Here is a 12,918-nt window from a genome sequence, read left to right as displayed (position 1 = left end):
GCAAAAGAGTTTCAAGCGCCTGACAAAATTCTGAAAAATTTGCGCGCCGCTGAAACTTATCGATCCGCTCCTTCGTATCTGTCGCAGGCCGTAAAACTGAATTGTGAATGCAATAGCGAGGAACCATGTTCGATACCGAAGCCAAAAGAAAAGACAGCCGGCGAAACATCGCCGTGATCGGAACAGGCATTTCCGGTCTGTCTGCGGCCTGGCTTTTGTCGAAACGGCATGATGTCACGGTTTTCGAGGCTGCGGACCGCGTCGGCGGCCACAGCAACACCGTGACGTTCAAAACTGAACAGGAGGCGGTGTCTGTCGATACGGGTTTCATCGTCTATAATGAGGTGACGTATCCCAATCTGACGGCACTTTTCAAAACGCTGGGAGTGACGACCGCAGCCTCCAACATGTCCTTTGCCGTTTCGCTGGATGATGGCGGTTTCGAATATTCCGGCGGCTCGGGCTTTGGCCTTTTGGCGCAGAAGAGAAATGCCGTCAGACCGCGCTTCTGGGCAATGCTTGCCGACCTCTTGCGCTTTTATCGCAATGCCCCACGCGATCTGCCGATGATGGGCGATATGTCGCTCGATGAGTATCTTTCGCAAAACAACTATGGCGACGCCTTTCGCAACGATCATCTTTACCCGATGGCAGCAGCCATATGGTCTACCCCGGCCATGGAAGTCGGCCGTTACCCGGCAGCTCATTTCGTGAAGTTCTGCAGCAATCATGGCCTGCTGTTGCTGCGCAACCGGCCCGTCTGGCGCACCGTTGTCGGCGGCAGTCGGGAGTATGTGAAACGCCTCACTGCGCCATTCGTCGATCGCATTCGGCTCTCGACACCCGTGACACGCATCCACCGCCTGGCGGACGGGGTCGAGATCGCCAACACTAACGGCGAATTCGAACGTTTCGACGATGTGGTGATTGCCACACACGCAGATCAGGCGCTGGAGATGCTGACGGACGCGACGCAAGCCGAACGGCGCATTCTCGGCGCGTTTGGCTATACGAAAAACAGGGCGGTACTGCACACGGACAGCAGTTTCATGCCCCGCAGGCGCGCCGCCTGGTCAAGCTGGAACTATGTGGCCGATACACGCATTGAAACGGGGCAGCCGAGCATCACCTACTGGATGAACAAGCTTCAGCCTCTGGGCGAAATCCCTGACACCTTCGTAACGCTGAACCCGACGCGCGAACCGGAAAAGGGAAAAATCATCACCGAGGAAACCTACCACCATCCTGTTTTCGATGCCGGCACCGAGCAGATGAGGCAGGAACTTTGGGCCTTGCAGGGTTTGAGAAACACCTGGTTCTGCGGCGCCTATTTTGGCTCGGGTTTTCATGAAGACGGCATTCAGGCAGGGCTTGCCGTCGCTGAGGATCTGGGCGGCCTGTCGAGGCCCTGGAAGGTTACCGATGATAGCGGCCGGATCGTCCGTCTGAATTTGGCTTCGCGGAAAAGAACGATCAAACTCGTTGAGGCGATCCCATGACGTCTCATTTCTCCTCCGCCCTTTTTCCCGGACATGTCATGCATGCGCGCTTCAAGCCGAAAGCGCACCGGCTCGCCTATCGCATTTACTCGCTGCTTCTCGACCTTGATGAACTTGATGCGCTTGACCGTAAGCTGCGGCTGTTCTCCGTGGATCGTTTCAACCTGTTTTCCTTTCACCGCCGGGACCGCGGCGACGGGAGCAAGATGGAATTGCGCAACCAGATCGAAAACGCCATGACGGCCGCAGGCATGACCGTCGATGGTGGTCCGATCCGTCTGCTCACCATGCCGCGCATCCTTGGCTGGGCCTTCAATCCACTCAGCGTGTTTTTCTGCCACGGCCGGAACGGGTCTCTCAAAGCCATTCTCTGGGAAGTCGACAACACGTTCGGCGAGCGGCATTCCTACCTTATCCCGGTGGAGACCGAAGGTGCGGCCGAGATCGTCCAGCGCTGCGACAAGGCCTTCTATGTCTCGCCCTTCATGGACATGGATCTCCGTTATGTATTCCGGGTCATTCCACCCGGCGACAAGCTGAAGATCGTTATCGATACATTTGACGACGAGGGGCCAGTCCTGACTGCAAGGCATCTGGCGCGGCGCGTCGAGCTGACCGATGGCGCGCTGCTGAAGGCGTTTGTCACCATCCCCTTTCTTACCCTCAAGGTTGTTGCCGGCATCCATTGGGAAGCACTTAAAATATGGCTCAAGGGTGTGCGGTTGAGAAAACGACCGCGTCCACCGTCTGCCCCTGTCTCCTTCATTCACCCATCACCATCGCAAATCGAGGCCAAACTTCATGACCCCGTTTGACAATCTCAACGAACTATCGCTGGAAAACACGCAGATGCGGCAACGCACCGGTCCCGAAGGCTGGCTCATGGCCAAGCTCTTGAACAACGTCTCCAAAGGCAGACTGCGCGTCATGCTTCCCGGTGGCGGCGTGATTGAGAAATCCGGGGAACATGAGGGCACCGAGGCGACGCTTGTTCTCCATCGCTGGCGCGCGCTACGTCGGCTCATCCTCAATGGCGACATCGGTTTTGCCGAGGGTTACATCGAAGACGACTGGTCCACACCGGATCTGACCGCCCTGATCCGTTTTGCGGCACAGAACAACGACGCTTTCGGGGGATCGACGCGCGGTAGCCTGCCCATGCGCCTCATCAATCGCCTTGGCCACCGGCTGAACGCCAATACAAAGCGCGGCAGCCGCCGTAACATCGAGGCCCATTACGATCTCGGCAACGAATTCTACCGGCAATGGCTCGATTCCTCGATGCTCTATTCGTCGGCGATTTTCGACGATACGACGCCAACGCTTGAGGCGGCCCAACTCAAAAAACTCAACCGCATCGTCGACAAACTGCAATTGAACGGCGGTGAGAGCGTATTGGAGATTGGCTGCGGCTGGGGCGCGCTTGCAATCCACCTCGCGACCCAGGCGGATGCCAACGTTACCGGCCTCACCCTTTCGCCATCTCAGTTGAATTGGGCAAAGGCGGCAGCGGAGAAAACCGACAAGGCTGAGCATATCGATCTCAGGCTCGAGGACTACCGCGATGTCGAAGGCAAGTTCGACCGCATCGTTTCCGTGGAGATGTTCGAAGCGGTCGGTGAGGCCTATTGGCCGAGCTATTTCGAAACACTGAAACGCTGCCTGAAACCCGGCGGGCGCGCGGTGCTGCAAATCATCTCCATTGAACCTGCCCGGTTCGATAATTACCGGCGAAACGCTGACTTCATCCAGAAATACATCTTTCCGGGCGGCTTCCTGCCATCTGACGAAGCCCTTGAAAGAGCAATCGGCAGAGCCGGCCTCAGCCTCACCGATACCGAGCTTTTCGGCCAATCCTATGCCCGCACGCTGGCGGAATGGCGGCAGCGTTTCCATGCGCGCTGGCAGACAATCTCGCTGCTGGGTTTCGATGACCGCTTCAGGCGGCTCTGGGATTATTACCTTTGCTACTGCGAAGCCGGCTTTACCGAGGGCACCATCAATGTTGGCTTCTACACGATCGAGCACAAATAAGGCGGGGCAACAACTGCGGAGAAAGACGATGAAAATCAATCCCTTGATAATCGCATCTGTCCTGGGTCCGATGCTTGCGGCCTCTGGTGCCGGAGCAGCCGACATCGACGGAAACTGGGCGCGCGGCGACGGCAACGCGAAAGTGCTGATCGCACCCTGCGGCGACAATATATGCGCCACCAATACCTGGATCAAACCGGGCACGCCCAAGGAAAAGACCGGTGACCGGCTGATCATGACCATAAAGCCAGATGAAACAGGCGTCTATTCGGGCACCGCCTTCGATCCGCAACGCGACAAATCCTACAAGATAACAGTCACGGTTGATGGCAACAGCATGACCACCAAGGGCTGCATCGTCGCTGGTCTCCTGTGCAAGGGCATTACCTGGGCCCGCATCAACTAGACTCTGGAAAGGACAAACCGATGAAGACCTATATCTCAGCCTACTTCTTCACCCTCATCGCCTTTCTGGTGATCGACTTCATCTGGCTAAGCACCATGGCGTCGCGGCTTTATCGCCCGGCGATCGGCGATCTTCTGGCTGAGAACTTCCGGCTGGCCCCGGCGATCATCTTTTATCTCATCTACGCGGCAGGACTGACCTTTCTTGCGGTTCGTCCGGCCCTCATATCAGGCCAGTGGACGACCGCGTTGGTTTATGGTGCAGCCGTCGGCTTCATGGCCTATGCCACATATGATCTCACCAATCAGGCAACGTTGAAAAGCTGGTCCACGACATTGACCATCGCAGATCTTCTGTGGGGCACTTTCGTGTCCGCAGCCGCTGCCATCATCGGTTACCTCGTCACCGTACGGCTGGTCGGTCCACTGCAAAATCCGGCAGGTGTGTTATGACAGCGACCATCCCTGCCGCCTGCTTCCACCCGGCCAATTTTTGGCCGGGAAGACGTGAACTTCATTTCGCGCATGCCTTGCCTTCCCACAAAGGACAACCCTATATAGGAGGCGCAAGAAGGGATGTTCGAATGCAGGGTACAGAGATAGCAACGCTCATAAACCGCGTCGGCATGGGCGATCGCTCGGCATTCGTTTCCCTCTATCAAGCCACCAGCCCGAAGCTTTATGCCATCTGCCTGAAAATCCTGCGTGACAGGACCGAAGCCGAAGAAGCGCTTCAGGAAGTCTATATCAAGATCTGGCAACGAGCCCTCACATTTGCAGCAAGCGCCGGCACACCGTCTACGTGGCTCGCCGCAATCGCCCGCAACCATGCGATCGATACGATCAGGGCGCGCAAACCCGTGGGCGACGACATTGACGAAGCCTATGACCTTGCCGATGACAGCATCCGCAATCCGGAGCAGCAGGTCGTTCTGGCCGATGAGGGTCGCAGGATCGACAATTGCATGCAGGAACTTGAAACCGTTCATGCCCAGGCGGTGCGTCGGGCCTATATCGAAGGGCTGAGCTATATCGAACTCGCCAAGGAATTGCGGGTGCCACTCAACACGGTCAGAACCTGGTTGCGGCGAAGCCTTCTCAAACTCAGAGAGTGCATGCAGCGATGACAACGAGCGAAAACAGCGAGGGCATGCATTCGCGCGACGAAATCCTCGCTGGCGAATATGTGCTCGGCGTGCTGCCGTTTGAAAAGCGTCGTGAGGTCGAGCGGCGCATGCAGGACGACAGGGTCTTCGCGCAGCTGGTCCACCGTTGGGAAAGCGAATTTTCAGACTTCAACGTGGATTACGAAGAACAGGCGCCGAGTGCGGCCATTCTCGCCCGCATTGAAGAACGCCTGTTCGGCAGCAAGACCAGCAACGCCAATGGCAGCCTGTGGAGTTCCGCATCCTTCTGGCGATGGATATCTGTCGCCACGAGCGCGGCTGCCGTGGCAGCGATCGTTTACGCCGCATTTCCCGAAAAATGGCAGGGCACAGCTCCGCTGGTAGCAGAACTTTCGACAACGGACAGTCAGGTCAACCTGCTTGCATCCTATGATGCAGAGACCGGCAGGATGCACATTATACCGGTTGCGACCGGCAAGGCCGATGAGAAATCACTGGAACTGTGGCTTGTGATGGATGGCGGCAAGACCCGCTCGCTCGGTGTCTTCCAGCCCGGAACGAATGGCGATCTCATTATCCCGGCGGATATGCGTAACAACATTTCGGAAGGCACGACCTTCGCGATCAGCGTCGAACCCTTCGGTGGATCACCAACTGGTCAGGCAACCGGCCCTGTTATCGCGATCGGCACCGCACGAAGGCAACTTTAAGGCGTCACGCCTTCATGCGCTTTTGCCAACTGCTGAAACATGATTTCAGTCTGCGCACCGTTTAGTGGTTGCGCAATCGTCGAGCATTGCCAGCGCGTTCTTTATTGCGGCACCGGAGGCGGTATTGTCGAAAACGCACCAGGATTCGGCGGAAAGGCTTTTTCTAAACGAGAGGATTTCGGCGGCGCTGTATTCGGAATAATAAATCCGGGGAGCGCCGTGCAGCCGGACATATTTGGGCGGCTCGGAGAAATCACTGGCCGGCCAGACCGGTGCAGGATCGGCCAGCACACGATCAATGGCATAGCGTTGCAAAACCTCTTGCGCTGAATGCGTAGCCCAACTTGTGTGACGCGGTTCGAGTACGAGCATGCCGGGAAAGGTCTGACGCATAGTATCAAACGCGGCCTCCGCGTCGGAGACATCAAATGCGAGATTGGGTGGCAACTGGCACAATAAGGGTCCAAGCTTGCCATCCAGCGCCGCAAGTTCTCCAACAAATGCCTTGAAGACTTGTCCGATTTCCCGCAACCGGCGCTCATGCGTAATCTCGCGCGGCAGCTTCACGGCGAAGCGGAAATTATCGGGCACCGAGTTTGTCCAACGCTCGAACGTCGTCGGCCGGTGGTGCCGATAAAAGGTGGAGTTGATCTCGACGCCGTTGAATACGGCAGCATATCGGCTAAGCCCACTTCCCGTTTCGGGAAAACGGTGCGCCACGGTCTTGGGGATCGACCATCCAGCTGTTGCAATGACCGGCACTTTCACCTGCCCCGAGGCTATCAAAGAGAAGGCCGGCACATGCCGACCTTCCCTGTTTCCAACGCTTAGCGTCTGTAACGCAGACGTTCCTGTTCGATTTCAGTGGGCTCATAAGGATCGAGCGTGTCGTCAAACCGTGACCAACCGTCTTCGGCATAGGCCGCGCGCCGCTTGTCCGGATCAACCCAGTTGGATTGGCGCAGGACTTCTTCGGCGTCCGTGTAAAGGCTGTCCTCGACCTTCGCGGTCACGAGCGTACCACCCCGGCGAACGCCTTCTGCGTAAACATGGGCGTGGTCTTCGGAAACGCCTGCGTCCGTCAGCGCGCCGATAAGGCCGCCGGCGGCACCGCCTGCAACGGCACCGGCAACAGCGCCTGCCGCCGTCGCGGCAAGCCAGCCTGCCGCAACCACCGGTCCGACGCCGGGAATTGCCATGATGCCAAGGCCTGTCAACAGGCCACCGACACCACCGACGGCAGCGCCGATGCCGGCACCCGTGCCTGCGCCTTCAGCAGCTTTTGTGTCATTGCCATGGCGTTCGTCTGCATTGTTGGAAACAATGCTGATATCTTTAGATGGCACGCCACGCTGTTCCAGCGCAGTAACGGCGGCGCTGGCATCGGAGTAGTCGTCGAAAAGTCCGGTAACGGTCTTCATAGGATTCTCCCAAAGATTGAATTAGTTGGCGACAATATTGCCCTGATAGTCGAGCGCCACGTTTACAGACTTGCCGTCCTTCGAGGCCTTGGCCTGCCACACGCCCTTGTCGTCGAGCGTAAGACCGGTCACTTCGGCATATCCGGCGTCCATAAGGCGTTTATTCACCTGTTCCTCGGTAAAGCTGTTTGCGCCTTCCACAGGCGCAGTCGCATTCTTGGTGTCTGGCGTAGCGACGGCAGGCTTGCTGCCATCGGTGGCTGGAGCGGTGGACGTCTGAGCGAAGGCGCCAAGGGTCGACGCGCCGAGAAGCGCGGCGGCTAAAAGAAGCTTTTTCATGATTTTTCCTCGTTGTAGCCTTCAGTGCAGGCTCGACAGGGAAACAACATGTCGGGCCTCATGGTTCCGCCAATCTGAAAATAGAATTTGCAGGCCTTGCCGTTCCATCATCGTCGAAACGCCACAGAACTATCTCTGCCGGATGAGGAACGTCCGCCTATTCAACCGGTTACTGGCATCGCTGTGATGCCACCGCGGACCGGAATGTGAATTCTTTTCCGGGAGCAGGAACATCGTCTCCACTCAGGGGTTGTCCAAGTACATCATTCAAAGTTGATCGGATTCCCACATGCCTGCGGAAACTACATTGCATGACCTGTTCCTCGATACGCTCAAGGACATCTGTCTCGCCGAACAACAAGTGCTGAAGGCTCTGCCAAAGACCGTGCGGGGACCCTTCCAAGCTCAGGCCGCCTTTTAGGGCGGCTTTTTCATTTCCGGGTCGAATAGGCCCCTTCAAATTTCAGGAGCCACACCATGGCCAAGACCACCTCCACATCACCAAGCGACAAGACCGAAACCGTAACGATCCATGACCAGAAGCTGGAGCGCGGTGCTGGCGGCGAGCTGCATCAGACGGCGGAAAACGACGCGCCGGTGCTGACGACCGCTCAAGGGGGGCCGGTCGCGGACGACCAGAATTCTCTAAGGGTCGGGCCGCGCGGTCCGCTCGTCGTTGATGATTTCCATTTCCGCGAAAAGATCTTCCATTTCGACCATGAGCGCATTCCCGAGCGCGTCGTGCATGCTCGCGGTTACGGCGCGCATGGCTTCTTCGAGACCTACGAGTCCTTCTCCGCATACACAAAGGCGGATTTCCTGCAGCGCGCCGGCGAAAAGACACCAGCCTTCGTCCGTTTCTCGACGGTTGCGGGCAACAAGGGCTCAGCCGACCTTGCGCGCGACGTGCGCGGTTTCGCAGTGAAGCTCTATACACAGGAAGGCAACTGGGATCTCGTCGGCAATAATATTCCTGTCTTCTTCATTCAGGACGCCATCAAGTTTCCCGACCTGATCCACGCCGCCAAGCAGGAACCTGACCGGGCTTTCCCGCAGGCGCAGACGGCCCATGACAATTTCTGGGACTTCATCAGCCTGACGCCGGAAAGCATGCACATGGTCATGTGGGCCATGTCGGATCGTACGATACCGCGGTCTTTCCGCTTCATGGAGGGTTTCGGCGTTCATACCTTCCGTCTTGTGAACGCAAAGGATCAATCGACCTTCGTCAAGTTCCACTGGAAGCCGAAGCTCGGGCTTCAATCGGTCGCCTGGAACGAGGCGGTCAAGATCAATGGCGCCGATCCCGATTTCCATCGCCGCGATCTGTGGCAAGCGATCCAGTCCGGCAATTTCCCGGAATGGGAATTGCAGGTGCAGCTCTTCGATCAGGAGTTTGCCGACAGCTTCGATTTCGACGTGCTCGATCCGACAAAGATCATCCCCGAGGAAATCCTGAAGCCGCAGCCGGTCGGACGACTGGTGCTCGACCGTATGCCTGACAACTTCTTTGCCGAGACCGAGCAGGTTGCGTTCATGACGCAGAACGTGCCGCCGGGTATCGACTTCAGCAATGATCCGCTGTTGCAGGGTCGCAACTTTTCCTATCTCGACACCCAGCTGAAACGCCTTGGCGGGCCAAACTTCACCCACCTGCCGATCAATGCACCGAAGTGTCCCTTCGCGCATTTCCAGCAGGATGGCCACATGGCCATGCGCAATCCTGTTGGCAGGGTGAATTACCAGCCGAACTCGTTCGGTGAAGGCCCGAGAGAGTCGCCGAGCCGGGGGTATCGTCATTTTCCGGCAGAAGAACAGGGGATCAAGGCGCGGCTGCGCCCCGAGAGCTTTGCCGACCACTACAGCCAGGCACGGCAATTCTACATCAGCCAGACCCCGCCAGAACAGCGTCACATCGCGGCAGCCCTGACATTTGAACTGAGCAAGGTGGAAACAGCCGTGATCCGCGAACGCATGGTGTCGCATCTCATGAACATCGACGAGACGCTGGCAAACACCGTCGCGCAGAAGCTAGGTTTCAAGTCCATGCCGAAGCCGGCGGATGCCGCCATGCCGACACGTCAGGATCTGGAACCCTCGCCGGCGCTCAGCATCGTCGAGCGTGGTCCGAAACGCTTCGAAGGCCGCAAGCTTGGTATACTCGTCACCGATGGTGTCGACGCCAAATTGCTGAACGGCCTGATGTCGGCGATTACCAAGGAAAAAGCCGTCTGCGAATTGATAGCCCCGAAGGTCGGTGGCGTCACCGCCTCAGACGGGAGCTGGATTGCGGCCCATCACATGATCGACGGCGGGCCATCGGTTCTCTTCGATGCGGTTGCACTGTTGACTTCTGCCGAGGGGATAGACGATCTGGTCAACGAGGCGACGGCGCGTGACTTCGTGGCCGATGCTTTCCAGCACTGCAAGTTCATAGGTTACGACCAGTCGGCGCTGCCATTGCTGGAAAAGGCCGGTATCGCAGGCGATCTTGACGAGGGCACGATTATCCTCCCAGGTGAGGAAGGCCTCGCTGGCTTCGTGTCGAACCTTGGCAATCTGCGTGTCTGGGGACGGGAACCTTCCGTAAAACTCGGCAAGGCTTCACCGCCAGTAAAGTGAAATCACAGGCGGGCGCGGCTACAATGCCGCGCCTTGATGACGCACGATCGCCCGCCCGAGGGCGTGAAAGCGTTTCAGCGTGAACAACATCAAGATGGCTCATAAAGGATGTACTGAATGAAGATTCGCGCCGGGTTCGATATTGCTTATGAATGCGAGAATGAGACGGCAATGCTGCTTGTTCTCAATCTCCACCCCAGCCGGCGCGCGGATCTGCTCACCGAACAGGTGCTGACCTTCGACAGGCCGATCGAGGCCTGGGGTTATATGGATATCTTCGGAAACGCCTGCAGCCGCATAACCGCACCGCCAGGCGTGACGACGATCTCGACGCGGTTTGACATATACGACGGCGGCCTGCCAGATCCGGTTCCTGAAAACGCTTTCCAGCACGATATCAAGGATTTACCAGACGATGTTCTAGTGTTCCTGCTAGGCAGCCGTTACTGCGATACCGACCGCCTGGCGGACTTCGCCTGGAAAAACTTCTCGGCAACACCGCTCGGCTGGCCCCGTGTGCAGGCGATCCTTGATTTTGTGCATTCCCATATTGTCTTCAACTACGAGAAAGCCGATCCGCTCAGGACCGCATATGGCGGCTTCATCGACCGGACCGGGGTTTGCCGCGATTTCGCACATCTTGCGATCACCCTCTGCCGTTGCATGAATATCCCCGCTCGCTATTGCACCGGCTATCTCGGTGATATCGGCGTGCCGAAGGACCCCAATCCGATGGATTTCAGCGCCTGGTTCGAAGTCTATCTCAGCGGCCGCTGGTATACGGTCGATGCCCGTCACAACAGGCCCCGCATCGGACGCATCTTGATGGCGACAGGACGAGATGCGACGGACGTCGCCCTGTCCACCGCCTTCGGGCCGGCTATCCTGAAGCGGTTCGAAGTCATTACGGAAGAACTGGCCGGATAGCGACGGGCAGCGTCAAGACGCTCAGGTCTCGCTCAACCTAGACCGACGCGACCTGAATGACCTCGGGAGCGGAGCCGTATGTCGACTTGTTCCGACGGTGAAAGGCGATGAATTCCTCGGCTGGAAGCGGCTTGGAAAACAGCCAGCCCTGACCAAAATCCACACCATGTTCCCGCAGATAGGCCGCCTGCTCCGGCCTCTCGATACCTTCCGCAACCGAAAACAGTCCAAGCTCACGCGCCATCTCGATAATATGGAGTGTCACGGTGCTGGTTGCCGTGTTCCTGCCGATCGTATCAACGAAGGACTTGTCGATTTTCAGGGCGTCCAACGGCAGTCCCTGCAAATACTGAAGGCTGGAATAGCCGGTTCCGAAATCGTCAATTGCCACGGAATGCCCGGCCTTGCGTGCTCTGTCCAGCGTCACGCGCGCCGCGTCAATGTCGATTAAACCGCGCTCGGTCGCTTCAAGCCATATCTGCTCCTTGCGTATATCCGCGCGGACAAGGCGTTGATCGATGAAGTCTAGTATCCGGCCTGATTTTACATCTTCGGCGCAGAGATTGATGGCGATATGTGCGCTGCGATCCCCAACGAGCATGGTACCAAGATCTGCAATAATGGCTTCAACGACCTGATCGGTGATGGGCTCTATCACCCCTGTTTCTTCCGCCAGCGGAATGAAGAGGTCTGGCCTCACCAGCGTGCCATCAGGCCGCCGCCAGCGGACAAGCGCTTCGGCGCCCACGCATATATTGGTCTTGAGTTCGATGATCGGTTGATAGTGGACGATGAATTCACGGTTCTGGACTGCGATTTCCAGTTCCGTTTCCGGCGACAACCGCTTGCGCGACATCCAGATGACGATGCCGACGATAAAGAGCGCAATGAATGCGCCGATGGGCAAAAGGATAGTCAACTCCCGCACCAGCCTTGTTCGCAACGCCGCCCTTGGCTCGAGAACCACCGCCGTCAGCGCGTTCTCCTTCACCACCGAATAAAGCCATGCGTCCGTCGTGCCCTGCCCCTCTTTTGTCGGCAACGTGGCCAGAACCCCTGTATCGGGAAGGTTCTGCGTGCTGATGACCGCAGCTTTATCGTTGAGGATCGCGAGAGACATCCCGTCCCGCAGCACAATATCAGCAAATCTCGAAGGTGCGACGAGCGCGTTGTGGTGGCCGAGATGCAGGCTCGTCATCTGGTCGCCGTGGCTGATGCCGGGTTGGATACGCAACGTCACTTCAAGACCGTCCGGTGTGACGTAGTCGACATGGGATTTGGCTACGTCGCCAGCGGCGCGGCCCCAGGAAGTGCATTTGATGAAGCCGTTTTCGAAATAGCCAATCTCCTCGATTGAGGGGACGTTGATCGTCACCATCCGCATTTGTGCAATATGCTGATCCGAACATGCGGGAGGGTGCGCGGTTTCAATTGCTTCCAATGCCCCTTGCGCTTGCCTGAATGTATTTCCGGCACGAACAAGCGATCTTTCGGCGACGAGGTCGAGAATGAAGAGTTCTTTTTGAATGGCGACACGCCAGGACGTCCAGGCCATGGCGGCAATGGGCAGCGCGGCGCCAACTATGGCCAGAAATATCCCCGCGGCTATCACACGCCAACGTCGTGACTGCATCATCACTCTCCAAAAGGTAGTCGAGACATCAGTGTCGCAATCTCCTTAATTTTTGCTGTGTGCGGAACGGTGAAAATCGGGTGATGCAAATTATGATTTCTGCCGTCAACGCAATCTGAAAATCACCGTGACGGCAGGAACGCGGGGCCGATAATCCAGTTACCCCGAGAGGGCATCACGCTCCTGTTGAAGTTCATTCCC

Annotated in this window: 13 protein-coding genes and 1 pseudogene; 10 read left to right on the top strand and 4 right to left on the bottom strand. The window is 57.5% G+C overall.

What is annotated here, in order from left to right; genetic code table 11:
* Nucleotides 1–125: 125 nt before the first annotated feature.
* The 7 genes from GH784_RS21305 (at nucleotide 126) to GH784_RS21275 (ending at nucleotide 5,775) form a co-directional block, all read left to right on the top strand.
* Entirely contained in the window at nucleotides 126–1,499 is a 1,374-nt protein-coding gene (locus tag GH784_RS21305; protein WP_153793726.1) for an NAD(P)/FAD-dependent oxidoreductase, read from the top strand.
* A complete protein-coding gene (locus tag GH784_RS21300; protein ID WP_013761037.1) occupies nucleotides 1,496–2,314 on the top strand; it encodes a DUF1365 domain-containing protein in 819 nt (272 codons plus the stop codon). Before GH784_RS21305 ends, GH784_RS21300 begins: the two co-directional genes overlap by 4 nt.
* Nucleotides 2,301–3,533: an SAM-dependent methyltransferase gene (locus GH784_RS21295; protein ID WP_065661930.1), complete on the top strand. Its 1,233-nt coding sequence runs from the start codon at nucleotides 2,301–2,303 to the stop codon at nucleotides 3,531–3,533. The genes GH784_RS21300 and GH784_RS21295 overlap by 14 nt, the downstream gene beginning before the upstream one ends.
* Before the next feature lie 28 nt (nucleotides 3,534–3,561).
* Complete coding sequence (locus GH784_RS21290; protein WP_153793725.1) at nucleotides 3,562–3,939, top strand: DUF2147 domain-containing protein; 378 nt, start codon at nucleotides 3,562–3,564, stop codon at nucleotides 3,937–3,939.
* A gap of 20 nt (nucleotides 3,940–3,959) precedes the next feature.
* Nucleotides 3,960–4,391, top strand: a complete 432-nt coding sequence (locus GH784_RS21285) for a DUF2177 family protein (protein WP_025594888.1) — start codon at nucleotides 3,960–3,962, stop codon at nucleotides 4,389–4,391.
* A 131-nt stretch (nucleotides 4,392–4,522) separates the two neighbouring features.
* Nucleotides 4,523–5,065 (top strand): sigma-70 family RNA polymerase sigma factor, encoded by a 543-nt coding sequence (locus GH784_RS21280; protein ID WP_004431393.1) that lies wholly within the window; start codon nucleotides 4,523–4,525, stop codon nucleotides 5,063–5,065.
* Nucleotides 5,062–5,775, top strand: a complete 714-nt coding sequence (locus GH784_RS21275) for an anti-sigma factor (protein WP_004431391.1) — start codon at nucleotides 5,062–5,064, stop codon at nucleotides 5,773–5,775. The genes GH784_RS21280 and GH784_RS21275 overlap by 4 nt, the downstream gene beginning before the upstream one ends.
* A 45-nt stretch (nucleotides 5,776–5,820) precedes the next feature.
* Here the strand turns inward: GH784_RS21275 and GH784_RS21270 are convergent, their stop codons facing one another.
* The 3 genes from GH784_RS21270 to GH784_RS21260 form a co-directional block, all read right to left on the bottom strand.
* Nucleotides 5,821–6,537, bottom strand: coding sequence for a DUF72 domain-containing protein (locus GH784_RS21270; RefSeq protein ID WP_173995278.1), 717 nt, complete (start codon nucleotides 6,535–6,537; stop codon nucleotides 5,821–5,823).
* Between the two features lie 65 nt (nucleotides 6,538–6,602).
* Nucleotides 6,603–7,196, bottom strand: coding sequence for a general stress protein (locus GH784_RS21265; protein WP_013761044.1), 594 nt, complete (start codon nucleotides 7,194–7,196; stop codon nucleotides 6,603–6,605).
* A 21-nt stretch (nucleotides 7,197–7,217) separates the two neighbouring features.
* Nucleotides 7,218–7,535 (bottom strand): PepSY domain-containing protein, encoded by a 318-nt coding sequence (locus GH784_RS21260; protein ID WP_153793724.1) that lies wholly within the window; start codon nucleotides 7,533–7,535, stop codon nucleotides 7,218–7,220.
* Between the two features lie 289 nt (nucleotides 7,536–7,824).
* Between GH784_RS21260 and GH784_RS21255 the strand changes: the two are divergent.
* From GH784_RS21255 to GH784_RS21245, 3 genes and pseudogenes are all read left to right on the top strand, one after another.
* A pseudogene (locus GH784_RS21255) lies at nucleotides 7,825–7,926 on the top strand (DUF892 family protein); the annotation flags it as partial.
* An 86-nt stretch (nucleotides 7,927–8,012) separates the two neighbouring features.
* Nucleotides 8,013–10,157, top strand: coding sequence for a catalase (gene katE, locus GH784_RS21250; RefSeq protein WP_153793723.1), 2,145 nt, complete (start codon nucleotides 8,013–8,015; stop codon nucleotides 10,155–10,157).
* A gap of 117 nt (nucleotides 10,158–10,274) precedes the next feature.
* Nucleotides 10,275–11,084, top strand: coding sequence for a transglutaminase-like domain-containing protein (locus GH784_RS21245; RefSeq protein WP_004431379.1), 810 nt, complete (start codon nucleotides 10,275–10,277; stop codon nucleotides 11,082–11,084).
* A gap of 37 nt (nucleotides 11,085–11,121) precedes the next feature.
* On the opposite strand, the gene GH784_RS21240 is transcribed toward GH784_RS21245, so the two are convergent.
* Nucleotides 11,122–12,717 carry an EAL domain-containing protein gene (locus GH784_RS21240; protein ID WP_153793722.1) on the bottom strand — a complete coding sequence of 532 codons (1,596 nt, stop codon included), beginning with the start codon at nucleotides 12,715–12,717 and terminating at the stop codon, nucleotides 11,122–11,124.
* Nucleotides 12,718–12,918 lie beyond the last annotated feature (201 nt).

Origin of the sequence: Agrobacterium tumefaciens (genome assembly GCF_009649785.1) — a bacterium.
GTDB classification, from domain to species: domain Bacteria; phylum Pseudomonadota; class Alphaproteobacteria; order Rhizobiales; family Rhizobiaceae; genus Agrobacterium; species Agrobacterium tumefaciens.
This window is presented reverse-complemented; position numbering and strand designations above follow the sequence as displayed.

Excerpts from the sequence above, each read along its gene's own strand:
- GH784_RS21305 (WP_153793726.1), top strand. The coding sequence starts at position 126 with ATGTTCGATACCGAAGCCAAAAGAAAAGACAGCCGGCGAAACATCGCC.
- GH784_RS21300 (WP_013761037.1), top strand. The coding sequence starts at position 1,496 with ATGACGTCTCATTTCTCCTCCGCCCTTTTTCCCGGACATGTCATGCAT.
- GH784_RS21295 (WP_065661930.1), top strand. The coding sequence starts at position 2,301 with ATGACCCCGTTTGACAATCTCAACGAACTATCGCTGGAAAACACGCAG.
- GH784_RS21290 (WP_153793725.1), top strand. The coding sequence starts at position 3,562 with ATGAAAATCAATCCCTTGATAATCGCATCTGTCCTGGGTCCGATGCTT.
- GH784_RS21285 (WP_025594888.1), top strand. The coding sequence starts at position 3,960 with ATGAAGACCTATATCTCAGCCTACTTCTTCACCCTCATCGCCTTTCTG.
- GH784_RS21280 (WP_004431393.1), top strand. The coding sequence starts at position 4,523 with ATGCAGGGTACAGAGATAGCAACGCTCATAAACCGCGTCGGCATGGGC.
- GH784_RS21275 (WP_004431391.1), top strand. The coding sequence starts at position 5,062 with ATGACAACGAGCGAAAACAGCGAGGGCATGCATTCGCGCGACGAAATC.
- GH784_RS21265 (WP_013761044.1), bottom strand. The coding sequence starts at position 7,196 with ATGAAGACCGTTACCGGACTTTTCGACGACTACTCCGATGCCAGCGCC.
- GH784_RS21260 (WP_153793724.1), bottom strand. The coding sequence starts at position 7,535 with ATGAAAAAGCTTCTTTTAGCCGCCGCGCTTCTCGGCGCGTCGACCCTT.
- katE (WP_153793723.1), top strand. The coding sequence starts at position 8,013 with ATGGCCAAGACCACCTCCACATCACCAAGCGACAAGACCGAAACCGTA.
- GH784_RS21245 (WP_004431379.1), top strand. The coding sequence starts at position 10,275 with ATGAAGATTCGCGCCGGGTTCGATATTGCTTATGAATGCGAGAATGAG.
- GH784_RS21240 (WP_153793722.1), bottom strand. The coding sequence starts at position 12,717 with ATGCAGTCACGACGTTGGCGTGTGATAGCCGCGGGGATATTTCTGGCC.